The organism is Streptomyces sp. NPDC059649, from assembly GCF_042734445.1.
In the GTDB taxonomy this organism is placed as follows: domain Bacteria; phylum Actinomycetota; class Actinomycetes; order Streptomycetales; family Streptomycetaceae; genus Streptomyces.
Genome location: NZ_JBHWDV010000001.1, coordinates 231,123 through 257,330, shown reverse-complemented (window position 1 = coordinate 257,330; position 26,208 = coordinate 231,123). Strand labels below are relative to the sequence as shown.

24 protein-coding genes and 2 pseudogenes are annotated in these 26,208 nt (G+C 69.2%); 15 read left to right on the top strand and 11 right to left on the bottom strand.

Features of this window, described 5'->3' with window-relative positions; genetic code table 11:
* The first annotated feature begins 42 nt into the window (after nucleotides 1–42).
* Both ACFV1J_RS01160 and ACFV1J_RS01155 read left to right on the top strand, forming a co-directional pair.
* Nucleotides 43–849 (top strand): MerR family transcriptional regulator, encoded by an 807-nt coding sequence (locus ACFV1J_RS01160; RefSeq protein ID WP_385855092.1) that lies wholly within the window; start codon nucleotides 43–45, stop codon nucleotides 847–849.
* The gene (locus ACFV1J_RS01155) at nucleotides 846–1,898 is read left to right on the top strand and encodes a BtrH N-terminal domain-containing protein (RefSeq protein WP_385855091.1); all 1,053 of its coding nucleotides are present in this window, start codon (nucleotides 846–848) and stop codon (nucleotides 1,896–1,898) included. The genes ACFV1J_RS01160 and ACFV1J_RS01155 overlap by 4 nt, the downstream gene beginning before the upstream one ends.
* Before the next feature lie 108 nt (nucleotides 1,899–2,006).
* Here the strand turns inward: ACFV1J_RS01155 and ACFV1J_RS01150 are convergent, their stop codons facing one another.
* Nucleotides 2,007–2,711, bottom strand: coding sequence for a haloacid dehalogenase type II (locus ACFV1J_RS01150; RefSeq protein WP_385855090.1), 705 nt, complete (start codon nucleotides 2,709–2,711; stop codon nucleotides 2,007–2,009).
* Between the two features lie 82 nt (nucleotides 2,712–2,793).
* Between ACFV1J_RS01150 and ACFV1J_RS01145 the strand changes: the two genes are divergently transcribed.
* Nucleotides 2,794–3,366 carry a CGNR zinc finger domain-containing protein gene (locus tag ACFV1J_RS01145; RefSeq protein WP_385855089.1) on the top strand — a complete coding sequence of 191 codons (573 nt, stop codon included), beginning with the start codon at nucleotides 2,794–2,796 and terminating at the stop codon, nucleotides 3,364–3,366.
* A gap of 787 nt (nucleotides 3,367–4,153) precedes the next feature.
* Here ACFV1J_RS01145 and ACFV1J_RS01140 read toward each other — a convergent pair.
* The 3 genes from ACFV1J_RS01140 to ACFV1J_RS01130 all read right to left on the bottom strand — a co-directional run bounded on the left by ACFV1J_RS01140 (nucleotide 4,154) and on the right by ACFV1J_RS01130 (nucleotide 7,025).
* On the bottom strand, nucleotides 4,154–4,480 hold the full coding sequence (locus ACFV1J_RS01140) for a hypothetical protein (RefSeq protein ID WP_385855088.1): 327 nt from the start codon (nucleotides 4,478–4,480) through the stop codon (nucleotides 4,154–4,156).
* 336 nt (nucleotides 4,481–4,816) lie between these two features.
* A complete protein-coding gene (locus tag ACFV1J_RS01135) occupies nucleotides 4,817–5,419 on the bottom strand; it encodes a hypothetical protein (protein WP_385855087.1) in 603 nt (200 codons plus the stop codon).
* A 229-nt stretch (nucleotides 5,420–5,648) separates the two neighbouring features.
* Complete coding sequence (locus ACFV1J_RS01130; RefSeq protein WP_385855086.1) at nucleotides 5,649–7,025, bottom strand: serine hydrolase domain-containing protein; 1,377 nt, start codon at nucleotides 7,023–7,025, stop codon at nucleotides 5,649–5,651.
* Between the two features lie 102 nt (nucleotides 7,026–7,127).
* Here ACFV1J_RS01130 and ACFV1J_RS01125 point away from each other — a divergent pair, with 102 nt between their 5' ends.
* Both ACFV1J_RS01125 and ACFV1J_RS01120 read left to right on the top strand, forming a co-directional pair.
* Entirely contained in the window at nucleotides 7,128–7,832 is a 705-nt protein-coding gene (locus ACFV1J_RS01125) for a TetR/AcrR family transcriptional regulator (RefSeq protein WP_385855085.1), read from the top strand.
* A 317-nt stretch (nucleotides 7,833–8,149) separates the two neighbouring features.
* Nucleotides 8,150–8,545 (top strand): VOC family protein, encoded by a 396-nt coding sequence (locus ACFV1J_RS01120; RefSeq protein WP_385855084.1) that lies wholly within the window; start codon nucleotides 8,150–8,152, stop codon nucleotides 8,543–8,545.
* A 297-nt stretch (nucleotides 8,546–8,842) separates the two neighbouring features.
* On the opposite strand, the gene ACFV1J_RS01115 is transcribed toward ACFV1J_RS01120, so the two are convergent.
* The gene (locus ACFV1J_RS01115; RefSeq protein WP_385855083.1) at nucleotides 8,843–9,052 is read right to left on the bottom strand and encodes a hypothetical protein; all 210 of its coding nucleotides are present in this window, start codon (nucleotides 9,050–9,052) and stop codon (nucleotides 8,843–8,845) included.
* Between the two features lie 513 nt (nucleotides 9,053–9,565).
* Between ACFV1J_RS01115 and ACFV1J_RS01110 the strand changes: the two genes are divergently transcribed.
* The 6 genes and pseudogenes from ACFV1J_RS01110 to ACFV1J_RS01085 all read left to right on the top strand — a co-directional run bounded on the left by ACFV1J_RS01110 (nucleotide 9,566) and on the right by ACFV1J_RS01085 (nucleotide 15,113).
* Nucleotides 9,566–10,006 carry a nuclear transport factor 2 family protein gene (locus ACFV1J_RS01110; RefSeq protein ID WP_385855082.1) on the top strand — a complete coding sequence of 147 codons (441 nt, stop codon included), beginning with the start codon at nucleotides 9,566–9,568 and terminating at the stop codon, nucleotides 10,004–10,006.
* A gap of 268 nt (nucleotides 10,007–10,274) precedes the next feature.
* Nucleotides 10,275–11,018, top strand: coding sequence for a hypothetical protein (locus ACFV1J_RS01105; RefSeq protein ID WP_385855081.1), 744 nt, complete (start codon nucleotides 10,275–10,277; stop codon nucleotides 11,016–11,018).
* Complete coding sequence (locus ACFV1J_RS01100) at nucleotides 11,015–12,307, top strand: ATP-binding protein (RefSeq protein WP_385855080.1); 1,293 nt, start codon at nucleotides 11,015–11,017, stop codon at nucleotides 12,305–12,307. Before ACFV1J_RS01105 ends, ACFV1J_RS01100 begins: the two co-directional genes overlap by 4 nt.
* A 200-nt stretch (nucleotides 12,308–12,507) precedes the next feature.
* On the top strand, nucleotides 12,508–13,317 hold the full coding sequence (locus ACFV1J_RS01095) for a (2Fe-2S)-binding protein (RefSeq protein WP_385855079.1): 810 nt from the start codon (nucleotides 12,508–12,510) through the stop codon (nucleotides 13,315–13,317).
* Between the two features lie 325 nt (nucleotides 13,318–13,642).
* Nucleotides 13,643–13,768, top strand: a pseudogene (locus tag ACFV1J_RS01090) (aminoglycoside phosphotransferase); the annotation flags it as partial.
* Nucleotides 13,769–14,651: 883 nt separating this feature from the next.
* Nucleotides 14,652–15,113: a hypothetical protein gene (locus ACFV1J_RS01085; protein WP_385855078.1), complete on the top strand. Its 462-nt coding sequence runs from the start codon at nucleotides 14,652–14,654 to the stop codon at nucleotides 15,111–15,113.
* 247 nt (nucleotides 15,114–15,360) lie between these two features.
* Here ACFV1J_RS01085 and ACFV1J_RS01080 read toward each other — a convergent pair.
* Nucleotides 15,361–15,813, bottom strand: a pseudogene (locus tag ACFV1J_RS01080) (pyridoxamine 5'-phosphate oxidase family protein); the annotation flags it as partial.
* 353 nt (nucleotides 15,814–16,166) lie between these two features.
* Nucleotides 16,167–17,537: a globin domain-containing protein gene (locus tag ACFV1J_RS01075; RefSeq protein ID WP_385855421.1), complete on the bottom strand. Its 1,371-nt coding sequence runs from the start codon at nucleotides 17,535–17,537 to the stop codon at nucleotides 16,167–16,169.
* A gap of 240 nt (nucleotides 17,538–17,777) precedes the next feature.
* On the opposite strand from ACFV1J_RS01075, the gene ACFV1J_RS01070 reads away from it, so the two are divergent.
* A complete protein-coding gene (locus tag ACFV1J_RS01070; RefSeq protein ID WP_385855077.1) occupies nucleotides 17,778–18,554 on the top strand; it encodes a response regulator in 777 nt (258 codons plus the stop codon).
* 192 nt (nucleotides 18,555–18,746) lie between these two features.
* On the opposite strand, the gene ACFV1J_RS01065 is transcribed toward ACFV1J_RS01070, so the two are convergent.
* Nucleotides 18,747–20,513 (bottom strand): GAF domain-containing protein, encoded by a 1,767-nt coding sequence (locus tag ACFV1J_RS01065; protein WP_385855420.1) that lies wholly within the window; start codon nucleotides 20,511–20,513, stop codon nucleotides 18,747–18,749.
* 452 nt (nucleotides 20,514–20,965) lie between these two features.
* On the opposite strand from ACFV1J_RS01065, the gene ACFV1J_RS01060 reads away from it, so the two are divergent.
* Nucleotides 20,966–22,075 (top strand): WD40 repeat domain-containing protein, encoded by a 1,110-nt coding sequence (locus ACFV1J_RS01060; RefSeq protein ID WP_385855076.1) that lies wholly within the window; start codon nucleotides 20,966–20,968, stop codon nucleotides 22,073–22,075.
* A gap of 327 nt (nucleotides 22,076–22,402) precedes the next feature.
* On the opposite strand, the gene ACFV1J_RS01055 is transcribed toward ACFV1J_RS01060, so the two are convergent.
* Together ACFV1J_RS01055 and ACFV1J_RS01050 are read right to left on the bottom strand one after the other, a co-directional pair.
* Complete coding sequence (locus tag ACFV1J_RS01055) at nucleotides 22,403–22,963, bottom strand: hypothetical protein (RefSeq protein ID WP_385855075.1); 561 nt, start codon at nucleotides 22,961–22,963, stop codon at nucleotides 22,403–22,405.
* Between the two features lie 86 nt (nucleotides 22,964–23,049).
* Nucleotides 23,050–23,403, bottom strand: a complete 354-nt coding sequence (locus tag ACFV1J_RS01050; RefSeq protein WP_385855074.1) for a hypothetical protein — start codon at nucleotides 23,401–23,403, stop codon at nucleotides 23,050–23,052.
* Nucleotides 23,404–23,940: 537 nt separating this feature from the next.
* Here ACFV1J_RS01050 and ACFV1J_RS01045 point away from each other — a divergent pair.
* On the top strand, nucleotides 23,941–24,378 hold the full coding sequence (locus tag ACFV1J_RS01045) for a hypothetical protein (protein ID WP_385855073.1): 438 nt from the start codon (nucleotides 23,941–23,943) through the stop codon (nucleotides 24,376–24,378).
* A 106-nt stretch (nucleotides 24,379–24,484) separates the two neighbouring features.
* On the opposite strand, the gene ACFV1J_RS01040 is transcribed toward ACFV1J_RS01045, so the two are convergent.
* Nucleotides 24,485–25,213, bottom strand: a complete 729-nt coding sequence (locus tag ACFV1J_RS01040) for a dienelactone hydrolase family protein (RefSeq protein ID WP_385855072.1) — start codon at nucleotides 25,211–25,213, stop codon at nucleotides 24,485–24,487.
* 341 nt (nucleotides 25,214–25,554) lie between these two features.
* Between ACFV1J_RS01040 and ACFV1J_RS01035 the strand changes: the two genes are divergently transcribed.
* Nucleotides 25,555–26,112, top strand: a complete 558-nt coding sequence (locus tag ACFV1J_RS01035) for a DUF6924 domain-containing protein (protein ID WP_385855071.1) — start codon at nucleotides 25,555–25,557, stop codon at nucleotides 26,110–26,112.
* Nucleotides 26,113–26,208: the final 96 nt, after the last annotated feature.

The following is a 26,208-nucleotide window of genomic DNA, read 5'->3' as shown; positions in this document are numbered from 1 at the left end:
TTGGTTGGACTCTCCCACCGTGGGAGGGTCCACCATGATGGCGTGGCAGACGAACTTCTCACCATCGGGCGCTTCGCCCGCCTGTGCCGGCTCAGCGTCAAGCGGCTACGGCACTACGACGAGTTGGGCCTGTTGGCTCCGGTCCGCGTGGACGCCAGTTCCGGCTACCGCTATTACGCACCCGGACAGGCACGTGATGCCCTGACCATCGCCCTGCTGCGCGAGATGGACCTTCCCCTGGCGGTGATCGCCCAGGCGCTCGTTGCCGAGCCCGGCACCAGGGCACAGATCCTGCGCGCTGAGCGGGACCGGCTGGCCGAACGGATCAGCAGGGACCAGGCACGGCTGGAGATGCTGGAGCGACTGGCGGAGGGCGGCCTGCCCGGCTATGAGGTGACGATGGGCAGGGAGCCGGAGCGACGACTGGCAGTGGCGCGAGCGGTCTGCACACCTGCGGAGATCGGGGAGCAGGTCGAGGAGTGCGTGGGCCGGCTGCTGCCCGTGCTCGGCGCGGCGGGAATCGCCTGGGAGCCGCCGCTGTGGGCGCTGTACCCGCTGGACCTGGCGGAGCGGATGGAGATCGCCGTCGGGGTGCAGACGCCGCAAGGGGAAGGGACGCCCGGCCTGGAGTGTGAGGCGCTGCCCGGCGGGCCCATTGCCGAGACCGTGCACATCGGGCCTTACGCCCAGCTGCCGTTGGCCTATCACGCTCTCTTCGCCGCCATCCACGAACGCGGGCTGCGCCCGCAAGAGCCCGTACGTGAGGCCTATCTCGTCGGGCCGGCAGAGGCACCGCAAGCAGAGCTGATGACCCGGCTGATCATCCCCGTCCAGGAGCGCACGGTATGACCATGGTGAACGACATCGATGCCCGCGGTACGCAGCACTGCGAGACGACAGCTCTGGGGGTGCTGCTGCGGCACCAAGGGCTCGATCTGTCCGAGCCCATGCTCTTCGGGCTCGGCTCCGGCCTGTCCTTCCTCTACTGGGACAGCAAGAACCTGGACTTCCCCTTCCTCGGGGGACGGGTCAAGCCGTTCGACCTCACCAGAAGCCTGGCCGCCAGACTGGGGCTGGAGCTCCTGGTGCAGGAGACCACCTCACCCCGCAGAGCTTGGGAAAACGTGGTGGCCCCCATCGACGCCGGCCACCCCGTCGGACTGCAGCTCGACAGCTACCACCTGGACTACTTCGCCTCCAAGGTGCACTTCGGCGGTCATGTCGTCGCCATGTACGGCTACGACGACCACGACGCCTACCTGGTGGACACCGACCAACAAGGCGGAGCGGTATCCACCAGCCTGACCAGCCTCGCCCGGGCCAGGGCCGCGCGCGGCCCGATGACCGCCAAGCACCGCTCCTTCACCCTCACCGCTCCGAGGAACCTGCCCTCGCCGCAGAGCCGGATCGTTCCCGCCATCACCGCCTGCGCCGACGCCTTCCTCAACCCGCCCATCGCCAACCTCGGCCACCGAGGCATCGAGAAGGCCGGCAAGCTGGTACGCACATGGCTCCAGCGCACCGACAACCCGCAGCGAGACCTGCCGCAGGCCGCCCTCTTGATGGAGAAGGCCGGCACCGGCGGCGCCCTGTTCCGTCACCTCTACCGCGACTTCCTCGCCGAATGCACCCAGCTGCTCGACAGCAGCCACCTGCGCACCGGCCACGGGCTGTACGCCGAGGCAGCCACCCTGTGGACGGAAGTCGCCGCACTGATCGCGAGAGCCGGTGAAACAGGCACTACGCAGTGCCTCGTCCAGGCAGGTAACCTCCTCGACGCTCTTTCACGCATCGAGCGCGAGGCCATGCAGGCGCTGAGTTGTCTGGGGAGCAAAACCCCCAACACACCGCGCCGAGTGGGCCACGACTCGCTCACCTCTGAAACGAGCTTGCCGTGACCACTGGCGAACCCCGGGGGGAAGCCGTGACGGGTCAGTTCCTGTTCTCCCGGTGCCTGTTCTCCCAGCGCCTGTTCTCCCAGTGCCTGTCTTGGAGGGGCTTCGCGGTTACCTGGCCGTCAGCATGGTGACCAGTTCGTCCAGTCCGTTGAACCGCCAGTCGAAGACGTCGGAGTTCGTCGGCGGGTCCCCGACCGGTCGTGGGACGTACGCGGTTCGCATGCCCCTCGACTGGGCCCCGCGGAGGTCCCAGGCGTGGGCGGCCACCATCAGGATGCGTTCTGGTGGACATCCGGCGGTGTCGATGGCGAGCTGGTAGACCTCCGGCGCCGGCTTGTAGGCAAGGGCGGCTTCCGCGGACAGGGCTTGGTGCCAGCGCAGGCCGGCATGGGCGTTGAGTCGCAGGAGAGCGGTGCGGCTGGCGTTGGAGAGCCCCAGCACGGGAAGCCGCTGCGCGAGTCGCTCAAGACTGGCGGCGGAGTCGCCCCACGAGGGCAAGCGTTGGCCCGCCGTGGCCAGCCGGGCGATGGTCGTTGGATCGGTGAGTCCGGCGTGGGCGGCCACCCGCCCCGCAGCCTCTCCATCGATGATCCCGCTGTTGACGTAGGCGCGATGCCCCTGACCGATGCGTCGCTGCTCGAGCTCAATGTGCTCCTGCCACACGGTGACCAGCCCGTCGATCGACTCATCGTCGGGCGCATCGTCGGGCGTGGACACCGCCTCGCGAATCGCGGCACGGAGACCGCTGGGTTCGTCGACCAGAGTCCCGAGGACATCGAAGACCACGACCTCGATGTCGCACATCTCCACCATGCGTGCTCCCGTTCGCCTTACGTCACCACTTCAGCAGGTGACGGATCTTGCCGAAGGCCGCGTCACCGGTCAAGATGGTGACGTGAATTTCGCGTTCGTGAGCGGCAACCCAGCCCTCGACCTGGCCGGCACCGTGGGATCTCGTCGGGACCGGCCCATCGACCTCCTTGCCGGGCCCGCGGACCTGGAGCGGTGGGTGGCCGCATGTGACGAGCTCCCCGACCGTGTGACCGCCGACACCGCAACCTTCGAGTCGGCCCTGGCGCTGCGAGAGGCGCTCTACCAACTCGCGCTCGATCGCGTGCTGGACCGGCCCTTCGATCCGGACAGCCTCGACATCGTCAACGACATGGCCGCCGGGCCCGTCCCCTCCGTTCGGCTCGGTGACGCAGGACTGCACATGTCGGGAGACCTCCTCGCAGTCCTCTCTCATCTGGCCAGAAGCGGTATCGCCGTGCTCGGCGATCCCCACGCCTGCCTCAAGGAGTGTGGCCGTACCGGCTGCACTCGCATCTACCTGGACCGCTCGCGCGGCACCCGACGCACGTGGTGCGGGATGGACGAGTGCGGCAACCGCGTCAAGGCCGCGGCTTATCGGGCTCGCAGACGAGCTGGGACCACAGCCGACGGTCACGGTCCCCAGCCATCTCCCTGACGTCACTCTGCAGCGCGCGCCACCCTCGTGCCTGCCATGCGCTGGCACGCCCGTCCGTCATCCAAATCCCATGGACTTGTGGACCGGTGGGGACCGGCGGGGAAGCCGCCGTCGTCGGCGGCGTCCTACGTGAGGGTCAACAACCTGTTCCTCCCCTTCTGCCTCTTTGGGGTGGCCTGGGGAGGAGGTTGGGGTGGCCTCAGGGGGGGTGGGCGTGGCCCGGCATGGCTCCGCCCCTGCGGCTGGCTGGCCTTGTTCGGCCTGGAACCGCAGGGGCGGAGCGTTGCCTGCCGTACAGAGAACGACGGGCGTTGGGCAGCTGAGCGCTAGGCTCCAAACCAGACAGACCACCCGTTCCTGACGGGCGACGAACGCCCGGGGCACGGGATCTGCCCGCCAAAACGGCTGCCCGGCAAACCAATTCGTGAACTACGACCGACCCAACCATGAGGCATCGTTTTCACCGCGCTGAGGGCTACCGGTAAGCTCACGACGGGACTCCGGCCTGCGTACACCCGCACGAAATCGGGTGATGCCCCGATCTGCGGGCGCCACTTTCGGAGCCCCAGCCGTCATCCGAGCCTTCGGGCTGCACCCCGCCGCGAGCGATGGCGCTGGCCATGTCATTCCGGGATCGGTGATGCCGGTCCCGTCCGCCAGTGGATGGGAATCCGTTGACGGGAGGGAATTCCGCCGATCACCATGCGGTGATATGCCCAACGCTCATCCCCACACGATCGGGGACGATGCTTCACACGGCCCAGTCACGGACCAGTTCGGGTAGTGCCTAACGGCCCCCTCTTCCTCCTCTTCCTCGACCACCCAGGTCGTTCAGCACGTCGCCGCTGACGGTGCTGTCCCTGAAGCGCTGGTCGAAGCGGAAGAAGTGCCTGTGGGCGTCGGTGAACCTTTCGTTGTCGATGAAAAGGAACGTGCGACAGTCGTTGCGGGCGGGGAAGAGCAGACTGAACGACGGGGCACCGCACTGCCGATGTCCCAGCCCGAACGGGTCGTACGCTCCCCTCCCGCCCTGAGCGCTCGCCGTGCCGACCACCGACAGCACCAGCGCGCCCGCGCCAAGAGCCGCCGAAACCATCCGGCCAATCTTTCTCACGACCGTGTTTCCCTCCTGTGCTCGTCCCGATCTTGTATCGGGCTCGCCGCGGTAACGACCATGCCGTCTGAAGATCACGCGGTGATACTCCATCCAGGTCGGGATTCAGCAGCCAGGCCTAGCGCATCCTGACGACTACCCCCATGTGGAGGGCGCCCCATGGGGTGACGGGTGCGCACTGACCCACTTGGACCCACCTCCCGGTTGGGTGGGGCCGGAGGACCGCACCCCGATCCTCCGGGCCGCCCTCTGGCTGCAGGTGTCCGATGAGACCCCGCGGCTGCCCGCCCGTCAGCGCGGCCCCGCCCGTCAGCGCGGCCGCGCCCGTCACCGCCCCTACCACGGCACCTGACCCTCCGGGTCCTGCGTCAGGAACTCCGCGACCAGTTCCGCCGGGTTGGCGGCTCTGGTCAGGGCGAACATCTCGTCGGGCTCGAACATGTCGTAGAGGATCACCGGCACCGGCCGTCCCAACCGTGCGGCGATCCGGCCGCCGGTGTGCAGTTGGCGTGCCAGGTCCACGCAGAGGTCGTGGAACTCTGTGGCCAGGCATTCGTCCCGCGCGTCTCGTTCCGCGTCGGGGAGTTCGGGCCCGTCCTCGTACCACAGGCCCTGCGCCATCGCCTCGCGCCGGTGCAACTCGGCGCCGGCCGGGTCGTGTTCGCGATGGTGACCGGCGATACGGATGCCCTCCAGCCCCGATGGGGGGAAGTAGGCGTAGTTCCAGCGTGCCTCCCAGGCATCCGGTGGGTTCGGCGCCGCCAGCAGCCGCGCCACCTCGGCATCGGTGTTGTAGCCGATCGCCAGATAGGGGAAGCGTGGGTCCTGGTCGACGCTGTCGATCCGGAAGGTGACGGCATAGATCCCGTCGGCCGATTCCTCGCGGAACTCCGTCAAGGCACGCGCCGTCATCTGCGCCATGTGCTCCCGGAACGTCATCGGGCGCTCTCCTCGGAGATGGGGACTACCAGGACCCACAAGGACGGACGGAGGGCTGAATCATGTCTGAGGCGCCGCCCGCCGGGCCGCCAGGCCGCCTGGCCAACCGGCCACCCGGCCACCCAGCCACCTGGCTTCCCGTCCGTCGACAATCTACTCGCCCGTACGCGAAGTCGACGGCTGCGATGGGCATTCCGCTCGGTCTGGGGCCGCCCCCGGTTGCGTGGGATCAGGATGCTGACGTGACGCGGCTGAAGAGGCGGCCGGCGAGGTCGATGCCTGTGATGGTGCCGTTGGCGTTGCGGGAGAAGTAGCCGCGCTGGCCTGAGAGGCCGCCTTCCGTGACGATGTACTCATCGCCGTCGCCAGGAAGGAAGCCGATGGCCGCGGCCGGGTAGTCCGGGGGCATCTCCGCGTCCGATGCCTCCCGGATCTCCGGCTTGATCCCGACCGCCAGGGTGAGTTGGGTGCCGTCGGTGGCGATGTGGACGTTCATGGCGTCGATCTCGTAGCGGCCGACGACCTGTTGGGCCTTTTCTTCGTCGTACGGGAGCGGCTCCGCCGTCTTCTCGACGACGCCGAGGTAGTGCTCGAGCGCCCACCGCACGACGGACTGGTTGAAGGGGTAGCCGTTCGGACCGACGTTGGCCAGGGAGACCACCGCGAAGTTGCGCTCCGGCACGATGAGCAGCTCGGCGAACTGGCCGTTGCCCGAGCCGCCGTGGCCGATGCCGTGGAGGCCGTCCAGGTCGTGCAGGAACCAGCAGATACCGAAGCCCTCGCCGAGTGTACTGGCGCGCAGCGCGACCGTCTGCTCCCGCATGCGGTGCAGCTCCGCGGCGGGCAACACACCCTCGCCGTCGCCGAGTTGGAAGCGCGCCCAGCGGAGCAGATCGCTCACCGAGGAGGCGAGGCCGCCGCCGGGGTTGTCGCCGCGCGCACCCTCCCTGAACGCTCCCCAGGGCCGGGCGGCGCGCAGTTCCCCGTTGTCGCCCCGGTTGTAGCCCACGGCGAACTTGCGGACCATCACCTCCGGCAGTCCGTACACGGTGTCGGACAGCCCCACCGGTTCCAGCACGAGCGAGGCCATGGCCTGCTCGAAAGGCAGGCCCGTGACCTTCTCGACGACCCGCCCGGCCAGGTTGTATCCGGCCTGGCTGTACGAGGCGCGGGCCCCGGGCGGTGCGATCAGCGCCAGCCCCGGCAGCTTGGCCACGAGCCCGGACAGGGAGCGGTCGCCCTCGCCGTCGTCGATCAGGTTCCAGTCCAGGCCCGAGGTGTGGTTGAGCAGATTCCACACGGTGATCTGCGCCGCGGCCTGTTCGTCGGCCAACTTCAACTCGGGCACGTAGCGCCGCACCGGCGCGTCCAGGTCCACCTTGCCCTCGGCGACCAGGCGCATCAGCGCGGTCGCCGTGAAGGTCTTGGACACCGACGCCAGGTGGAACAGCGTCTTCTCGTCGACCGGCACCGGGTTGGCGAGGCTCGTCACGCCGTGCGAGGCGTAGATCTCCTGGCCGTCCATGAGTACCCCGACGGCAACGCCAGGAACACCGAACTCCGTGGCCTGCGTGGTGACGAACTCCGACAGCTTGTCCTGCAACATGGCTCCCCCTTGGGACACTTGAACTAAGTACGAGTAGGAGCGTAGGCACCACTTGAACAAAGTGCAAGTCCCCGTGAACTAAGTTCAAGTAGGATGCTGCCCATGCCGCGAGACACACTGACCGCAGACCGGATCGTCCGTGAGGCCATCGAGTTGCTCGACGACGAGGGGCTGGACGGCCTCAACATGCGGAGCCTGGCGAAGCGCCTCGGCTCGGCCGCCACGGCGGTCTACTGGCACATCAAGACCAAGGACGAGCTGGTCCGACGTGCCAGCGACGCGGTCTGGGGCGAGGTCGAACCACCCGACATCGACACCACCGACTGGCGCTCGGCCGCCACCGCCCACGCCACCGGCATGCACGCGATGCTGACCCGGCACCCCTGGCTCGTCCAGGCATTCAGCAGTCACCTTCTGCACGGCCCCGGAAAGGCCCGGCACGACGACCTCGGCCTGGCCATCTACGAAAAGGCGGGCTTCGCCACCGACGATGCGGACCGGGCGGCCGGCGCCGTGCTCGTCTTCGTGATCGGCAGCGCGCTCGGCCCTGCCATAGAGCTCTCGCTGAAACACCGGCTGAGCAAGGACGGTGCTGACGCCGAGCAACTGATGGCCGACGCCATGGCCCGCGCCGCCGAGACGGCCAGGCAATTCCCGCGCCTGCGCGAACGTCTCACCACCACCGCGGCCACGGAGTACGCCGCCGCGCCCGACGACACCTTCGCGTTCGGCCTCCAGTCCCTCCTCGACGGCTTCGAGGCCCGCCTCACCGCCAAAGGCACCAACGGCACCAACCGGCGCGAGTGACCCGCACCCAGACAACACATATACCCCGCCAACTGGTCTTCTGAGTACGTCACTTGGGAACTCGGCAAGTGCCTGCCCTCGCCGCAGCCAAAGGCCCAACACCTCCCCGTCACCCGCGTCGAGGCCGAAGACCTCAACCGAACCTGGAACGTCTCGCCGACCGGGCCCACCGTCACCGATCCCGGTCACGCCCTGCTTGCCTGGCTCATTCGAAGGGACGTACGCGCCGCCGTCGCCCGTGGCTGCGTGACGGGGCGGTCCCCGGGTATCCGACGTGTACCGGCGGGCACAGGCCTGCCCCGGAAGGAGGGATCCAGATGGCCGTCGCCAAAAGCAGCGTCCTGGTGCTGGATGCTGCCGAACCTGAGGAACTGGCCGAGTTCTACGCCCGTTTTCTCGGCGGCACGTCACGCGTCGGCAGCCACCCGGACTACATAGAAATCGTCGAGTCCGCGGGCGTCCGCATTGCCGTCCGGCGGGACCACGGCGCCGCGCCGCCGAGCTGGCCCCGGCCGGACACCTCACAGCAGGCACACCTGCACTTCGTGGTCCCCGAGGACACCATGGACGAGGCGGAGCGTGAGGCGATCGACCTCGGTGCGCGCCCTCTGGAGACCCGGGACAACGGCGGGCCGTTCGACATCCGGCGTTATGCGGATCCTGCGGGACACCCCTTCGTCCTGGCCGCCCTTGAGGGGCACGGGGCTGCCTGAGGGCGCGGCGGGCGGCACGGCGGTGACAAACGGGCGGGAGTCATCCCGACGCGAACCGGAGCCGATACCTCCTGAACGTGCGGCACCCGGCCGACCGCACTAACTCGCGCAAAACGGGGCGCACTTGAGGATGTGGTGCACCGACACTCCACCATTCCGCGGCAGAAACAGGTCAGTCGGCCTTCAAGACCACCGCCGGGTCTTGAAGGCCGACCTCACCCAGGGTCCCGAGTTACTCGGCAACGGCCCGGGACGGTTCCGGCGCTCGGTGGCTCAGCACCGCGCCGAACGTGCGTCTCAGCTGTGGATCGGGCCCAGAGGGATGTCCGACACGGTGACGCTGAGGGACTTGATGGAGCCGCCGGTCAGGACGGGCACGCCGTTGGGACCCGGGGCGAACGTGGCGGTCAGGCCGTCCAGGGAGCCACTGACGGACAGACCACCCGCGACGCTGTCGAGCTCGTCGTCAGCAATCTCACGGGTCTCAATGCGGGAGGTGTTGCTCATGATGATGAGCGTCCTTTTTCTCTAGTGATTAGGTCGCAATGCAAGGCGCACTGCAACGGGAGCCCCTTGAATGACTCCCGCCATGTGCCACATTGCCCGCTCACGTCGGACGTGGTGGATCAAAACCCTCACCCTTCACTCGCTGCACACACCAAGTCTTGAAACGGAAGGCCTTCGTCAGAAAGCGATGTCCCAACAACGGGGGGCGACGGAGCGACTGCCGCGCGGCATGCGGCGACTGCCCGACATGCGGCGACCGGGTCGCTGTCGTCACACGCGCTACGGCTGTCGGCGATGCCATCGCCGGACGGCCGCTTCGACGCCGTCGTCTGCTTCACGAGGCGGCACGACGCTGCACGACTTTGCACGATGTGCCGTCGCCGCAGCAGCAGGGCGAACCCCCTTGCTCCCTGCGTTACTTGGGAGGTAATGGTGCCGCCCTCTCGGAGCTGTCGAAAATGGTGATCTCGCCGCGTTGGTCATCAGACGCGGAAGTCGGATCGGAGAGATGTCGTGTCGACAGCCACACCCACGACCACCCGAGCAGTGGTGGAAGAGCTCTTGCGCCGGATCGGCAAGGGCGACCCCGAGCAGATCGCGGAGATGTATGCCGAGCAGAGTGACTGGAAGCTCGACTGGCCGGAGGCCGAGCACGGTCGTACCGCCACCCCGTGGATCCGCCACCGTTCCACCCGCGCCGATGCCGCCGCCCACTATCGCGAGCTCGGCGAGCACCATGTGCCTGGGCAGGCGGCGACCGAGATCGAGCGCATCCTCGTCGACGGCGATGACGCGGTCGTGCTCGGTGAGATCCGTCAGACCGCCCGTTCCACCGGACGTGCCTATCGCGCCCGGTTCGCTCTGCACCTCACGATCGAGGACGGCCTCGTCACCCGGCACCATGTCTACGAGGACAGCCTTGCCGTGGTCCAGGCGTTCGATACGAAGGGGTAGGGGATAGCGGGCTGCGTCCCGCTCGGCCAGCCAGGCGGGGGAACCGGGGGCGTCGGCCTGGGCGGCCGGGGCCGGGGGGCCTCGGCGGCGGCACGGCCGACGGCGAAGAGCGAGAGCGTGTGGGGCGTGCACCACCGCCCCCAGCGGAAAACTGGTCACTGTGGGCCCATCTATGGACCACCGTTACACAATCGTGGGATTGCCGTCATGCGGGTCAGCGAACATCATGGCCCCCATACGCTGCCGTCCCGCACTGTCTGGAAGTCCTGTGCCCCTCCGCCGTTCCCTGCCGCTCCCCCGCCGGGCACGGACCGTCGCGTTCGCCCCTTCGACGGCGGGCGTGGTGGGCGCGGTCATGCTGGTGGCGGCGGGGTGCACAGGCACGACCGGGGAACCCCGCAGCGCCGGAGCCACCCCTGTGGCGTCGGCGCCCGCCCGCCTCTGGCCCGACCGGGCGCCCGCTCCGCAGCCGCCCCCGGACAAGACCGGCCAGGACGGACCCTCACCCCTCCCCGGGCTGCCCCGGGTTCCCTCCGGCAATATCCGCACACTGGACGCGCTGGCGGTGGTCAAGGCGCAGATCGCCGAGGACGCCCGGCACCATGCGCCGGCCTTCGACAAAGCCACCGAGCGGAAGATCAACCAGTGCGGCGACGAGCCGCGGCACTGTCCCGTCCGGGCCCCCGAGTACCAGGACCTGACGCATGACGGGAAGGACGAGCTGATCGTCGGCATCGAGGGGGCCGAGCACACACTGGCCGTCTGGGCGTACATGCTCCGCGGTGGGGTGGTGAACCGAATCCTGGACACCGCCGGCACCCCCCTGTCCGTGGAGGTGTCCGACGGTGACGTGATCATGCGGGAACCCACCGGCTCGCCGGGCTACGAGATGCGCACCGTACACGCGTGGGACGAGCGGCGGCAGACCATGGAGATCCGAACCATGGAGTTCGACCAGAAGGTCTCCTCCCCGGCACCGGAGCGCACCCCTTCTCCGGGCCACACGTCATGAGCGGCGCCCGGCAGCGGGCCGCACTGCGGCTGCCCTCCTGGACGGCGTCCCTGTACTGGAAGTTCGCCGTCTTCATCACCGTCATGTGCTGCACCCTCGCCGCGCTGCTCGGCATCCTGGTGCACACCCTGGTCGGCAAGCAGACCGAGGATCAGGCGCGCGGCGCCGCCCTGGACGCACTCGACAGCGCGGTGGCCACCTACGTCGCCGGCGAACCGCTGGGCCGTAACGCCTCGGTGGACCCCCGGGACCTGCCCTACCACCTCCGTGAAATGGCAGTGCACCACAAGGAGCGCGCCACTCAGCTCGCGGACCACCGGGGTCGGCCGACGATGTGGGCCGTCGCCCCCGCCGACGGCGGGCGGGTGCTGGCCGTACGCCTGGACTACACCGACCGGGCCGCCGCCCTCCACGGACTGGACCGGGCCATCATCGGCTCCTCCGCCGCCGCGATCGGCGTCACCCTGCTCATCGGCCTCCTCGCGGTCTCCCGTATCACCCGTCGGCTGCACCACACGGCACGCGTCGCCCGCCGGATCAGCACCGGCGACCTCGACGCCCGCGTGCGCGACCCCCGCGCCCTGCGGCCCGACCTGGCACAGGACGAGGCAGCAGCGGTGGCCTCCGCGCTCGACACCATGGCTGCCACCCTCCAAACCAAGCTCCACAGCGAACAACGGTTCACCGCCGATGTCTCCCACGAACTGCGCACCCCGCTCACCGGACTGCACGCCGCGGCCGAACTGCTGCCGCCCGGCCGTCCGACGGAAATGGTCCAAGAACGCATCCAGACCATGCGCCGGCTGACCGAGGACCTGTTGGAGATCTCCCGACTGGACGCCCGGGTCGAGCAGGCCGACCTCGCCCTCCACCAGCTTGGGCCGCTCGCCGAGCGCGCGGTGCAGGCCACGGGGCTGGAAGCCGACGTCGACGTCGTACGGGACGCCCGGGTGGAGACCGACCGGCGCCGACTCGAACGCGTTCTGGGCAACCTGATCACCAATGCCCACAAACACGGGCGTCCGCCGGTGGTACTGACCGTCGACGGCCCGGTCGTCACCGTGCGGGACCACGGCGACGGCTACCCGGCCGGCCTCCTCCACCACGGCCCCCAGCGGTTCAAGACCCGCTCCGGTGGGGGCCGGAAGAGCGGCCACGGCCTGGGCCTGACCATCGCCGCCGGCCAGACCCAGGTCCTCGGCGCCACCCTGCACTTCAGCAACGCCCCCGACGGCGGCGCGATCGCCACCCTCCACCTGGCGGACGGGCAGCAACGACCGCACGACTGACCACTGGCCGGGCAGGGAGTGTGGGTATGTCCAACGTGGGGCAACGGTCCGTTGCCGGCCTGGAGCCCTGCCATGAGCGGTGCGCCACCTGGCTCCGCACGCGAGCCGGCCGGCCCGGTCGTTACGATCCGGCCGGGCAACCCTCCCGAAGCGAAGAGGATAGGTGCTGCATGCCAGAGGAGCACGATCGCGCGGTTCCAATGACCGCTGCGCTCGTCCGCACCGCCGCCGTAGGGCCGTTCTTCGCCGTGCGGACCGACGCCGGAGCACCTCGCGACCAGGGCTTCCTCCCCTTGGCGGAGGTGTACGGCGAGAGCCGCTGCGAAGGCGTCTGTGCCGGCGCCTGTGAGGGCGTCGGTGAGGGCGTCGGTGAGGGCGTCGGTGGACGCATCTCACCGGCACTGCGCCACCGCCTGGAGACAGTGGCCACGCGGCTCGGCACAGCAGAGCGGCGAGTCGCCGCCTCCCTCGTCTACCAGGGACTCGCAGGGCGCCTGTGGTCGATCGCCCTTGGACCGGCCGTACTGGCCGGACGCGTCCCCGACCTCAGCGGCGACGCCCTGTGGTGGCATCCGGACCGCAGCACACCCGACGAACTCTGGCTTCCCTCCCCCTCCCCCTCCCCCTCCCCCTCGCCCCTGCCGTCGACTTCCGAGGAAGACCTCACAGGCCGGCTACGGGCAGCGGTCCTGCGCGATCACCTGGTGCCGCTGCACCACGCCATCAGCGCCGCCTCCCCGATCTCTCCCCGGGTGCTGTGGGGCAACGCCGCCTCCGCACTGGCCGGCACCCTCCGTGTGCTGCACGGCTGGTGCCGCAGCACCGGCCATGGGGAAGCCGCGGAACGAGCCGTGGCACTGACCGCTTCCCTCCTCGACACCGCACCGCTGCGCGACTGCGGAACCCTGGAGCCCACCGTCCCTGCCTTCTCACGACGTAGCTGCTGTCTGTATTACCGCGTGCCGGGCGGTGGGCTGTGCGGAGACTGCGTACTGCGGCGGACGAGCTGAGGGAGACCGCGCGAGCTCGTCGTACTGGCGGCCTGAACGTCCCACCCCCTGCGGGTACTTCGCGGGTATCCTCCGGCACAGGTCTCCTGGAAGTGGTTCCGGGTCGTGCCCGCCAATCACCGAATTCAGGTCCCCGTCAACCCAACTCCGGTACGAGCGACGCGATACATCGGCGAACCCCGCGTCGGCCGGCCGGCCGTAGACCTTGGCTGCCGTCTCGCCGGCGAGGCTGAAGGCCGGACCCATCGTTGCCTCGCCTGCAGAAGCGTCGGGCGTCAGGCGTCACAAACGGCGGTCCTCTCCCCTCCCGCTACCGTTGCTGGGCATGACCCATACCGAGATCAAGATCACCGCGGAGTTGGTCCGGGAGCTGCTGCGCGAACAGCACCCCGACCTGGCCGATCGCCCTCTGCGGCTCGGCGCGCGTGGTTGGGACAACCAGTTAGCACGGCGCTGAAGCGCCTTATCGCCAGCGCCCGCCGCTGATCGCGCCTCAATCTTCCGTGACACTGCCGCAAAGTCCCGTTGGTGAGGTACAAGTCTGGTGAGGCATGAATCTTGTGAGGCGCACATTCGACCCGCCCCATACCGTGCGGCGGTAGGTCCAACCCGAGTGGCTCGGATGGACCGGGTGCCTCACCGTCCATGGCAGCAAGCCCGTCGGCGAACCTTCAACCACCCAAATAACGCCTTTCTTTAGCAAGCGCTTCCCGTGCTAGAAACGACTGCACTCGTTCGACACTTGTTCGACGGGGCGGCGGCGTGGAACGTCACGGCAGGGGGAATTCACGATGGGTAGCTCAGCCAGGGGCACGGGCGGCCACCGTTGCTGCTTCGACGGTGATCGATTCGGCCAGCCCTGACGGAAAGCCGGGTAGCTGGCCTCCCGTACCAGGGAATTGACGCCCTTCACTTCAGTCGAAGAGCGAGTGGCCGAATTCGGTCTCGATAGGCATCGACAGAGGGATCGGCGAGGGTTGGCGGGGATCGGCTTCTCCCTTCCCACGGCTGCTTGCAGGCAGGACGGCCACTTCTGGTACGAGGGTGACGGCACCTTCGCGCAGTGAGGGCGCGGTCACCGGCTGAACCTGCTCGGCCCCCCACGCCACCAAGGCCGGGCGTCCACTGACTGTCGGGCGATCCGGCCGGACTTACCACGCCGCGCCGCGAGTTCATCCTGCAACGTCAACCACCCAGCACCACGGGCACGGGCGGGAAGCGCTGCCGGATGGAGCAGGAAACCGGATCGGGCAAAGGGCCATGTGCGGCTGAACAATCCGGTCCACTGATCACCGCTCTGAACAACTCTGCACAACTCTGGAAAGGAAAATGCAGTGAAATCCAACCGCATTTTAACGTCGGGAGCCGCCGTTCTGGCGTCCACCGCTGCCCTCCTTGCCCTCGGGCAGACCTCCGCGACGGCAGTCGGTGTCGAGTCGGCGGCTGCGGCCGTACCGTGGAAGGCCACGCATGGCACGGCCACGGCGTCCGGCACCCGGTCGTTGGAGTCCAAGGCCGGCTCCATGTTCTCCAAGCTCGTCGTCAAGGGCGACTTCAAGAACACCGGTGAGGGCTGCTATTCGGTGTGGACCCAGTGGACGCATGACCTGGTACCCGGGCCGCCCGTCAAGCGGGCAACCCTGTGTGGCAAGGGCACCAAGTCGGTGGACTTGAGCCTGGACAACTACAGCCTCACCACTACGGGCTCGGTCTTCATATGCCGCGGTGACAAGGACACCAAGGACTGCGGCGAGCAGGAGTCCCTGACCAGCTGGCCCGTCAACCACATCGGCTGACCGGTCCGGACGCAATCGCCTGCCCGGGCGATGCCTGGGCAATGTCTGGGCAATGTCCGGGCAGGCGAGTCGACCAAAAGCAGCCTCGCGACCCGGCCATCCGCCTGGCCGGGGTGACGCGGAGATCGAGCGCGTGACGGCTTCAGCGCGTTGGGGCACTCGTACGTCCCAAGGGGTGGGCGTCGTGTCCGGTCGGTAGTACGGCGGGCTCGCCAGCCGTCATGGCATCGTCTGGGCAAGCCCTCGGGGACAGTCGCAACCCCGTGACCAAGTCCGGGCGGATCCGCAGCGCGTGGGACATCCGGTGGTCGGTCCAGGGGTGCAGCAACGCCTGGTAGTGCGCCAGATCGTCGGGATCGGTCACAAGGTGGCAGTAGCCAGTCACCACCACACTCCAGCCGCAGTGCGTGGCCGGGTCGATGGCGTCGGCCTCGTAGGCGACGACCACCCCCTCGCCCTCCGCATGCTCGGTCAGGTTGGTCAGCGCCGCACCCTCGTGAGTTCGGATGATCACCTCGCCGTGGTGGAGGAGGTGGTTGACGGGGCGGATGGCCGGCAGCGCGTCCTGGGTGAAGACGATCCGGCCCAACGACACGCTGCCCAACAGGCGGAGGGCCTCGGCACGGTCCAGTTCCGTGCTGCAGCGGGATGCCTCCCGGTCGGCCCAGGCCACCAACGCGGAGTCGGCGGCGGCGCCCACGGAGTGGGTAGCGGTCACCAGGGAGTGGGTTGCGGTCACCACGGAATCGGTAGCGGTCCCGGCGGAGCCGGAAGCGGTTCCCGCGGAGTCCGTGGCCGGCCCGGCAGAATCCGATGCCTTGGTAGCGGTCCCCACAGAGTCGGTGGCAGCCCCCGCGGTGTGCCGGGCCAGGATGTCGTTCACGGCGTGTTCCCTCTCCCTTTGACGCTGCTGAGGCTGATGGAGACTGATGAGCTGGTGGACACTGCTAAGGCTGACGCACTGAGCTGTCGGCCAGTAGAAACTCCCTGGCGGCTGCCTGCCAGGGGCCGTTCGGCCCGTTCACCGCCCCTCCACCCGGTACGCCTTGGCTGCTAACGGTCGTCGCAGCGGTCGGCCGCCGGGGTCAGTGGGCCGTCCGGCGCCGGGTCGTGGCGGATCTGGTCGGCCGGCAGACCGGCCGCGGTCAGGCGTGCGACGGTGGCGCCGACCATCGCCGCCGGGCCACTGACGAAGGCGAGGTGATGCGACCACCGCCCGTGTCGCGCCACCGCCTCGGCCAGCGGACCGTACCCGGCCGCCGGGTCGTCGCTCCCCGGGACCACGGCCTCGTCCAGCACCCGCACCACCCGTAGCCGATCATGCCGAGCCGCGAGCCGGTCCAGCGCCGTGGCGTCATACAGGTCGGCGCGACTGCGGGCGCCGACGAAGAGGTGGACCCGGCCGGCCGGGCGCGGCGGAAGACCGTCGGTTCCGCGGCGGCGGCCCGACCAGTCCTCCAGCAGTGCCTTGATCGGCGCCCAACCCGTGCCGCCCGCCACCATCAGCAGATCGCGCGAGCGGTCCTCGTCCTGGAGCGTCATCGTGCCGTGCGGCGGGCCCAGCCGCAGGATGTCGCCGACCCGGGTGCCGTTGACCAGGGCCTCGCTGACTCCGCCGGGGCCGGTCCGCCGGATGTGGAAGGCCACCTCGCCGTCGGTTCCCGGCGTCGACGCGAGGGAGTAGTGTCGCCACGCCTGGGGCAACAGCGGGGACTCGACCGCCGCGAACTGTCCGGCCCGGTACGGATACGGCTCGTGCAGCCGGACCCGTAGCACCGCGAGGTCCGGGCGCCGCCGCTCGTGGGCGGTCACCGTGCCCTGCCAACACGGGGGTTCGGCGAGTGCGGCGTCGGCGCCCTCCACCATCGACGCGACGGCGAACCGCAACATCCGCACCCACGCCTCCTCCACCGCCTCGACCCAACGGGGCCCGGCGGTGCGCCGTAGCGCCGCGCACAGTGCCGCCTCGAACGCCTCGTAGTGCGCCGGACGTACCCCGAGCTTGCGGTGGTCATGGCCGAGCTGCCGGAAGTACGCGGCCACCTCGGCGGGACGGTGCAGATTCTCGATCAGGTACCAGAAGGCACGGGCCAGATGCGCACGTTGGAAATCCATGGATGCGGGGAACAGCGACCGCAGGTACGGCCAGCGGGCGAACATCTCGTCGTAGAGGCGGGCGATCAGGTCGCCGAACGGTGTGACCAGGTCGAGGTACTGGGTGATCAGCCGCTGGTCCGCAGCGCCGTCGTGGGAGTCGTAGGAGTCGTGGGAGTCGTGGGAGTCGTGGGAGGCAGCCGTTAAGTCCGGCACGGGTCCTCGGCCCTGGCCGAGGATGCGCTGCCGCAGCCGCATGGCGTCGTGCCGGGCCAGCAGGGCGTGGTACTCGCTGCCGACGGTCCCCACGGCGTGCCGTCCGGACGGCACGGACAGCACGGATGGAGCGGAAAGCGTGGAAGACGTGGAAGACGTGGACTGGCAGAGGGGCAACTGCTGCATGGATCGACCTCCTGAACGGGGGCGCCAGTATCGCAACGCGGTGCCGTGCCCGAAGGGCCCCGCTCCCCCAGGGCCGTTCGGCCCTTGCGCCGGTCACCAGGCTCGACGAACCTCGTGGTCGGGACCGTTGTGCCCCGCCGATCCGCGAGAACCACAGAGCGAGAGTGCATGAACCAGCAGCCCGTTGCCCCTGCCCCCGACGCGCCCGTCGCCGCCCCGGACACACCGCTGCGCGTCTTCATCCTCGACGACCACGAGGTGGTCCGCCGTGGGGTGCGGGACCTTCTGGAGGCGGAGGAGGACATCGTGGTCGTCGGGGAGGCGGGGGACGCCCGGCAGGCCCTTGCCCGGGTACCGGCGGTCCGGCCGCAGGTGGCTGTCCTCGACGTCCGGCTGGGCGGCACCGACGGGCCCGAGAGCGACCACGAAGGAATCGGGGTCTGCCGGGAGTTACGGGCCCGCGCCCCGGAGCTTGCCTGCCTGATGCTGACGTCCTTCGATGACGACGAGGCACTCTTCGATGCCATCATGGCCGGGGCGGCCGGCTATGTGCTCAAGCAGATCGACGGCCCTGCGCTGGTGCACGCGGTGCGTACGGTCGCGGCCGGGCAGTCGATGCTGGATCCGCGGACCGCCAGGCGGGTGATGGAGCGACTGCGTACCCCGGGCCGGGGCCAGGCAGCCGAGGCGGATGCGGATGGGGATGGGGATGGGGATGGGGATGGGGATGCGCAAACGTCCGAACTCGACCGGCTCTCCCCGCGCGAGCGGGAGGTATTGGATCTGATCGGGGAAGGATTGACCAACCGTCAGATTGCCGACCGGCTCTACCTCTCGGAGAAGACGGTCAAGAACCGGGTGTCCGCGATCCTGTCCAAACTGGGGGTGGGCCGCCGGGTCCAGGCGGCGATGGTCGTCGAACGACTGAGGGGCCAACGGCCGTAAGCGCGGCACTGGCCTCGCTCAGTCTGGTCGCCGCACCGGAGGTGGCCAACGCCGCGGGCGACCTGACACAGGCCGTTGGCCGCTTCGCCCTCATGGTCGCCGATCAGGGCCCGAGGGACCGCGACGAGCTCCGGCAGATGATGTCCGAGACGAACGAACCGACCGACCAGGACCGATAATTGAGGGATGGCGTCAGTCGGGCAAGCGTCCGTCGGGCAAGCGTCCGTCGGGCAGCGGCACCCGCCATACGATCCGGGTGCCGCCGCTCTCCGGCCGCTCGACGGCCAGTCGGCCGCCGTGCATCTCGGCCCGTGCCCGCATGTTGGCCAGGCCCCCGGTGTGCGGTGCGTGACCGACACCCACGCCGTCGTCCGTCACCGTGAGTGTCACCGTGTCCGCGGTCACGGACAGCGTCACGTCAAGGTGGTGCGCCTGGGCGTGGCGCGCGGCGTTGCTGAGAGCTTCGGCGGTCACTGCCACGAGGTGGCCGGTCAGGTCGTCGGGGACCGCTGCGTCCACCGGTCCGTCGATCCGCAGCGCCGGGGCGAAGCCGAGGGGGCCGGCCGCTCGCTGAACGGTCTCGGTCATGTCCCGGCGCAGACCACGGCCCTCCTTGGCGTCCCCGGTGGTACGCAGTCCGAAGATGGTGGAGCGGATGATCTTGATGGTGGTGTCCAGGTCGTTGACCGCGCGGCCGACCCGTTCGGCGGCCTCCGGACGATCGATCAGCCGGGTCGCACTCTGCAGGGTGATGCCAGTGGCGAACAGCCGCTGAATGGCGAGATCGTGCAGGTCGCGGGCGATCCGGTCACGGTCGTGGAGGACCGTGAGTTCCTCCGACTCGGCGCGCCGGCGGGCGAGTTCCAGCGCGATCACCGCCTGGTCGGCAAAGCCCGATATCAGCGTGACCTCGGCGTCGTCGAACGCGGGCCGCCCCGCCAGGCGACTCAGGCGCAGTGCACCGCAGCCGGTGTCCACCTGGAGCGGAACGGCGACCGTCGGCCCGTCCACCTCCGCGGGCTGTCGGTGCAGCGCGCCGCCGTTGATCTCCTCGCCCACGGACGACTCCCTCCCCATGGGCGCCTCCCTCTGGCACGGATTCCCGGTGCCGATACCGGTCCCAATCCCGGTCCCGGTCCCGCTCCCGTTCCCGGTCCCGGTCCCGTTCCCGGAGGTTCCCGCTCCGAGCGGGTACGCCCGTGGGTCGGCCCGTAGGTCGGTGCTGACCACCGGCCGGCCGCTGCGGACGGCCATCCCGGGCAAGGAACCGTCGGCCGGCACGCGCAGCCCCAGGATCCGGCTCGCGCCCGTACCGCACGCCACCGCCACCGTCAGCTGGTCCGCGGACGAGGAAGCCGGCAGCAGGACGGCCGCACTGTCCGCGCCGGCGACCTCCCGCGCGCGCTCCGCGATCAGCCGCAGCACCTCGTCGGCGTCGGTCCCGGACAGCAGGCTGCGGGTGATCTCGCCCAGCGCCTCCAGCCACCGTTCGCGGTGGCGGCTTTCGTGGTACATGCGGGCGTTGTCGATCGCCACTCCCGCGGCGGTGGACAGTGTGGTCAACACGGCCTCGTCGTCCGCGTCGAACGAGCCGCCGCCCCGCTTCTCGGTGAGATAGAGGTTGCCGAACACCTCGTCACGGACCCGTACCGGCACCCCGAGGAAGGTCCGCATCGGCGGATGGTTGGCCGGAAACCCATAGCTGTGCGGATGCCTGGTCAGGTCGGTGAGCCGCAGCGGCACCGGATTGCGGATCAACTCTCCGAGGATGCCGCGCCCGCACGGCGTCCGGCCGATCTGCCCGATGAGCTCGTCGGACATCCCGACGGGAAGGAACTGCGACAGCTGCCCGTCCCCGACCACGCCGAGCGCCCCGTACTCCGCGTCGGTCAGCGTCACCGCCGCCTCCACGATGCCCCTGAGCACCTGCGGGAGTTCGAGCCCCCGCCCCAGGCTCATCACCGCGTCGAGCAGGCTGCGGATCCGGTCCGGCTCATGGAGCTGAGGCCCGTTCGGACCGCTGGCGACCGGTGCGTACTGCTGCGATTCCGACATGACCGTGCTGCTCCAAAGATCCCGTACGTCTGATCGGCAGCGTACGTGATCAGCGCGCCGACGCCTGCGGACACCGGCGCCGACCGGCCATCCGGAGGGAACCGCAACGGGGGCCGACCGTCCCACCGCCGAGGGCCGGTTGCGGTGCGGAAGAGGGGCCGTTCGGCCCTGAAGACCACAGTGGTCACCGGCTGACAATGTGTCTGCCGGGAAGGGCCGGTCTCCCCCGCGTCCCATGGCTCTTCCCGGCTCTTCCCGGCTCTGGCCGGCTCTGGCCTTTGGGACGCCCTCCCCCAACGCCCTTGGCAGTAGGGACGGTTGGGCTCGCTGTCAGTAGGGAGCGTTAAGGTCCGCGTATGACTGACGACCGCATGATGACCCGCTTCGCCGGCCACACCCATGCCGGGCACGACACCACGCCCGTCATGGAGGTGGACGGCGTTCCGGTCACGATCAGCGTGGACAGCGACGCCACGTTGTGGGTCTGCGACCTGCTCGGCGGGGCTTGTGTCAGCCGTCGCTTGGACCTCGACGCTGCCGGTCCCGAGGACGAGTGGTACTACGAAGTCGGCGAGTGGGACGAGGAAGACGACGAGGAGGATGTCGAAGCGGAGGCCGAGGAGGGCGACGAGGACGCGATCAGGCCCCGGTGTGAGGTGGACGCGTACGAGATCGCCTCACAGCTGACCGTGGCGCACCTCGACGGACGGCCCGTGGTCGTCACCGGTGGCGGGCGGTTCGATCTCTCCGGGCCCGAGCTGGAAACGATGGGTGGCGCGGTACGGGTCTGGGACCTGCGCACCGGCCGGAAGATCGGCAAGACGCTGACCGGTCACGGCCTCGGTGTCACGTCGCTCACCACGGTGGCGACCGACCTGGGATTGCTCGCCGTCAGCAGCTCCGAGGAAGGAGAGCTGAGGGCCTGGAACGTGACGAGCGGTGAGCGCGTGGCGGCTCTCCAGGCCAGCTACAACGGCGGGATGGGAGCCGGCCTCATCGCCGGTCGGCCCATCGCAGTCACCGGCGGCCACGACGATTTCGTACAGGTCTGGGATCTGCTCAGCGGCGAGCAGTTGGGGCAGTCGCTGACCGGTATCAAGCCGGCCGTCAGAGCCCTCGCGACGGTGGAGGTCGAGGGTCGTACGGTGGTGGCGGCCGGGGGCGACGACCACGTCCTCCACCTGTGGGACCTCAAGAGCGGTGAGCCGCTCGGAGCGCCGCTGACCGGTCACACCCAGTGCATAGCCACGATGGGAACGGCCCGGATCGCCGGCCGCGCGATCGCGGTGACCGGCAGCAACGACGGCACCAGTCGGATATGGGACCTGGCACGCGGCGAACAACTCGGTGACCCGCTCCCCGGCCACCTGCAGACTGTCACCGAACTGTCAGGCGCCCCGGTCGCCGTCACCCATGCACGCGATGCGGGCATCCGGGTATGGGACCTCACGCGTGCCGTCCGCTGAGCGCGCGTGCCACCCCACAATGTGACGGCCCACAATGTGGCGGCCCACAATGTGACGGCCCACAGTGTGACGACAGCCCCAGGCACAGTCGATAGCCGAGGCGGGCGCTGACGCCGGCGCCGAGCCGGATCGACCACCGAAACAGTGACCGAACAGTGATCGACGGCGGTTGACCGCCTGAAGCCGTTCCGGGCCATGGCGACGCGGTAGGGCAAGAGGGCCGGTCCTACGGCTTCACCCGCACCGTGACCGTCGCGTCGATCCGCCTGTGACTCAAGCGGTGACCGGCAACGACGGGCTTTCCTGTCGGGGAAAGCGTGGGCGGTCTCAGTGCACGCGCCATTCGTCGGCCGGAATGCAGTCGTACATGGTGTTGGCCCAGTCGTTGGGCCTGCCGAAGACCAGCCGGGTGAGCAGAACGTCGCCGGCTCGCTGCGCACGCGGGTTCATCCCCAACTGCTGCGAGCCGACGTCTCCTTCAGTGGTGATCTCGATGTCCCTGTCGGTCTTCTCCAGGTAAGCAGTGAGCTCAGCAGAGAGCTCCGAAGGCGGCCGCCCGATCAGTCGGATCCCGTCAAAGGTGACCTGGGGGCCGGCCAGAGCGTCGACGGTGATGCAGGTCAGCCCCATAGTGCCGACGTAGTAGGCCGCAACGGCCACGCGGTACGGCGGAGCGCTCGCGGCGCGGAATCGTGTGCACAGCTGCTCGAAGGGGCCGAACTCGCCGACCTTCGAGGGAGCGTTGGAGGTGTATCCGCAGGCCTCCATCGCGGCGGTCGCCTCCTGCGAACTCATACCGAAGCGCAGCGGGCCGACGCGCTCGAGCGGCGCGTAGTCCCACTGCGCCCGGTCGGATTCGTCAACCACCGCCCACGGGTCGGGCCACACGTTCAGCTATCCCTTCGAACTCCGCCTGCTGGATGAGTTGGCGACCCTATCGGCTGTGCTGGCCGGCACGGTCGGCCGGACAGCCCCTAGTCGAAGTCGACGGCGGCCAGCAAGGGACCGGCGAACGCGAGCGCGTACTGCAGTCGTACGGCTCCTCGTCGCGCTGTGTGGCTCACCGCGTCGCTGGGCAGGCACAGCGCGAACAGTCCCACGATCGCGGACAGCCACATCGACGCCTCGGCCACCTCCAGCAGGGGCCCGCTTGCCCCGTCGCCGCTGTATGCCTGATGGAGGACGACGATGCAGAACACCACGAAGGCAACGGCGAGCACCAAGAGGCCGATGGCGGCGAACACCCGCACCGCCCGCGTGGACGGCGCGAACGGGTCGGTCGCCGCTACGGGGGCGTCGTCGGTGGCATGCGGATCGGGTGCGGTCATGGCCCCCATTCTGGCCCGCCCGCACCACCCGGGTATCAGGGCGCATACTCAAGGCGAGGGGACCATGTACTCAAGGCCCCCCATGTGGTTGAGGTCCCCCATGTGCTCAAGGTCCCGGAGGTCCTCACGGTTCCCCTTGTCCCCGTTCCCACTACAGGGCGAGCTTCTGCCGCGCAGGGCTCCGGGTACTGAGGCAGGCACACCGGCCGACCAGCACGGAAATGGGGAGTCGGAAGGATTGCGGGAAGTACGAGACCGGGCGCGCGCAGAATCCGCCGCCAGGCATAACGTCTGGCGGCGCATGCGTGCAGCGGCGCATGCGTGCAGCGGACGCCCCGGAACTCACGGCCGCGCTGCGTCTGTGCCATGGTGCTTCCCATGAAGTCCGAGTCGAGCGGTCCTGCACGTCACCTCGACACGGGACGGTGGCTGGTGCAGTTCACGGACCGCGTTCTTGTGGTGTGCCCGCGGTGTGGGGGCCGCGCTCTCGTCGTGCTCAGGCCAGACCTTGAGGCACCCCGGTTCTTCAGTGAGCTGATGTTCATGCCGCGACGTCTCGTGTGCGCGGGGTGCGGGGCCACCGACGCATGGGAAGCCGAGGTGCAGGGCGCCGCGCTTGTGGGCGCGGCGCCGGGCGGCACCGAGGATCCGTTCTTCCGGCAACCGCTGTGGCTGCAGACCCGTTGCGTCGGGCGCGTCCTGTGGGCGTACAACGAGAAGCACATCGATGAGCTGGCCGCCTATGTCGGCGCCGTGCTGCGGCACCATGTCGCTTCACCGACGATGGCGATGTTCCCGCGGCTTCCCGTGTGGATGAAGCGGGCCGACGACCGCGCCGAAGTCCTGGCCGGCCTGGGCAAGTTGCGGGATCTCGCCGAGCACTCAGCACCGGATGACCGCTCCGACGCCGCACATCGTAGAGACGACCGGCCGCGTCTGCGCGGGAGCGCGTACTTTCGGGGCGGCGCCTACTAGTTCCTTTCCGACCCGGACCCATCGAACAGGCCTTAGGACCGAACGCGCCGGCCGGCCGGGAGGAGCTCCGGCCAGCGCGTCGACCACGGTGATCTACGAGCGGAGGTCAGCTCAGGTGCCGGGTGAAGAACCGCAGCGAGCTGTCCACTTCGAACGCCGGAACCTCCCCGTGCTTGCCGGGGTTGGCGTGCAGTGTCTTCTCCGTCGAGGCCAGGGCGTCGAACAGCGCCAGGCTCTGCTCCCGCGGAACCATGTGGTCGTCCCACTGCACCAGGAACTGCACGGGTACGGTGACCCGCGCGGCGTCCTGCGCCAGACCGTGGACGCCGAGCAGGCCGAGGACCGCGGCGCGTATCCGGGGTTCTGCGGCGATGAGGGGAATGCCGAGTCCGCAGCCCATCGACATGCCGCAGTAGCCCACCGGGCCGGCGCCGACATGGTCGAGGCGCTGGACGGCGGTCAGGACCGCCCGCCAGTCCGCGACGGCCTGACCGGCCAGATAGCTGTGCATGCCGGCGACCAGGGCACCCGGATTCTCGCCGGCGGCCATACCGGCCCGCATCCGGGCGGCGCACCGGCCGAACTCCTCGTCCTGGGGGCGGTCGCCGTGGTAGGGCGCGTCGATGGCGACGACCGCGAAACCCTTGGCGGCGTAACGGCGTGCGCGGGAGAGGATGTTGGGGGCGGTCTTGTGCTGCCTTCCCCCGTGGCCCAGCAGAATCAGGGGACGAGTGCCGCGGGCGGCTTCCGGCGTCCAGAGCACGCCGGGGATCTCGTCGAGGGTGAAGAACTGTTCGGTGACGCCGTCGGAGGACGTCTGGGAGGTGAAGCGCATCAGCGATGCAAGCCTTTCGGGATGCCTGTGCGGGCGCTCCCTAGGCCATGCAACGGAGGGAGTCCCGACCTGTGACAGTGTTGATGGGTCTCACCTCCTTGAATGTGCAGTGGTGCACGGCGACGCAGAAGGTATCACGAAGATCATCGCTCGCGCCTCGCCTCGTCTGGTCTTCGTCTGGTCTCGTCTCGCCTCATCCCGACTCGCCTCATCCCGACTCGTCTCGTCTCGGGGAGAGCTTTCGCACTCGCACGGGCGGGTTCCTGCGCCGTTCCCGCCGTCGTGCCGGGCCTCCTCGCGCGCCAACTGTGTTGTCAGTGCCCACCGCTATGGTCCGAGACATGAACCGTGATCAAAGGCCGAAGCTGCCCCGCATGGACGCCGCTCCCGTCCTCCGGACCGACTTCACCGACCCGGCCGGCTGGGATCGGCTGGTGCAGGCGCTGGAGACGCCCGTCGCCCATGAGGAAGGCTCGGAGGACTTCTTCGACTATGACCGTGCCATCTCGTACGTCGCCCCAGTCAGTAAGGAAAAGTACCGGGGCCTGATCGCCGACATGGTGCTAGCGGCGGCTCCCTACACCGGCCATGACCTGCCCTATGACCACCTCTATCTGGCCGACGCCGAAACCTTCGCCTCCGACGACCTTCCGCTGCTCGGCATCGACATCCATCTGGACGACGAGGGCGATGAGCCTTGGCCTCGTGAAAAGCCGTTCCGGATACCGGCCCTCCATGTGGTCGGCATCGAGATCAACGACAGCATCGCCAACCTGTTCTTTCGCGAGTACCACGACTCCGACTGGTCGGACTTCGACATATACGTGGCGAAGCCGGGGACGGCTGTGTACGAGGAGTTCCGTCGGATGGATCGGGAGGAGGCGGAGGATGACGACTGAATGACGACTGCCTGACGGCTGAATGACGGCTGTATGGGATGGAACGAGGGGGTGACCGCCGGGCTGACCGCCGGCCCCCAGCGGCGGTTGGCGGGC

What these genes read in the sequence shown, in the direction of transcription:
- ACFV1J_RS01120 (WP_385855084.1), top strand. Translation starts at nt 8,150, where the DNA reads ATGGCCGTCGCCAAAAGCAGCGTCCTGGTGCTGGATGCTGCCGAACCT.
- ACFV1J_RS01135 (WP_385855087.1), bottom strand. Translation starts at nt 5,419, where the DNA reads ATGACGTTCCGGGAGCACATGGCGCAGATGACGGCGCGTGCCTTGACG.
- ACFV1J_RS01065 (WP_385855420.1), bottom strand. Translation starts at nt 20,513, where the DNA reads ATGAGCCTGGGGCGGGGGCTCGAACTCCCGCAGGTGCTCAGGGGCATC.
- ACFV1J_RS01100 (WP_385855080.1), top strand. Translation starts at nt 11,015, where the DNA reads ATGAGCGGCGCCCGGCAGCGGGCCGCACTGCGGCTGCCCTCCTGGACG.
- ACFV1J_RS01155 (WP_385855091.1), top strand. Translation starts at nt 846, where the DNA reads ATGACCATGGTGAACGACATCGATGCCCGCGGTACGCAGCACTGCGAG.
- ACFV1J_RS01150 (WP_385855090.1), bottom strand. Translation starts at nt 2,711, where the DNA reads ATGGTGGAGATGTGCGACATCGAGGTCGTGGTCTTCGATGTCCTCGGG.
- ACFV1J_RS01050 (WP_385855074.1), bottom strand. Translation starts at nt 23,403, where the DNA reads ATGACCGCACCCGATCCGCATGCCACCGACGACGCCCCCGTAGCGGCG.
- ACFV1J_RS01115 (WP_385855083.1), bottom strand. Translation starts at nt 9,052, where the DNA reads ATGAGCAACACCTCCCGCATTGAGACCCGTGAGATTGCTGACGACGAG.
- ACFV1J_RS01045 (WP_385855073.1), top strand. Translation starts at nt 23,941, where the DNA reads ATGTTCATGCCGCGACGTCTCGTGTGCGCGGGGTGCGGGGCCACCGAC.
- ACFV1J_RS01125 (WP_385855085.1), top strand. Translation starts at nt 7,128, where the DNA reads ATGCCGCGAGACACACTGACCGCAGACCGGATCGTCCGTGAGGCCATC.
- ACFV1J_RS01095 (WP_385855079.1), top strand. Translation starts at nt 12,508, where the DNA reads ATGACCGCTGCGCTCGTCCGCACCGCCGCCGTAGGGCCGTTCTTCGCC.
- ACFV1J_RS01070 (WP_385855077.1), top strand. Translation starts at nt 17,778, where the DNA reads ATGAACCAGCAGCCCGTTGCCCCTGCCCCCGACGCGCCCGTCGCCGCC.
- ACFV1J_RS01040 (WP_385855072.1), bottom strand. Translation starts at nt 25,213, where the DNA reads ATGCGCTTCACCTCCCAGACGTCCTCCGACGGCGTCACCGAACAGTTC.
- ACFV1J_RS01035 (WP_385855071.1), top strand. Translation starts at nt 25,555, where the DNA reads ATGAACCGTGATCAAAGGCCGAAGCTGCCCCGCATGGACGCCGCTCCC.
- ACFV1J_RS01130 (WP_385855086.1), bottom strand. Translation starts at nt 7,025, where the DNA reads ATGTTGCAGGACAAGCTGTCGGAGTTCGTCACCACGCAGGCCACGGAG.
- ACFV1J_RS01060 (WP_385855076.1), top strand. Translation starts at nt 20,966, where the DNA reads ATGACTGACGACCGCATGATGACCCGCTTCGCCGGCCACACCCATGCC.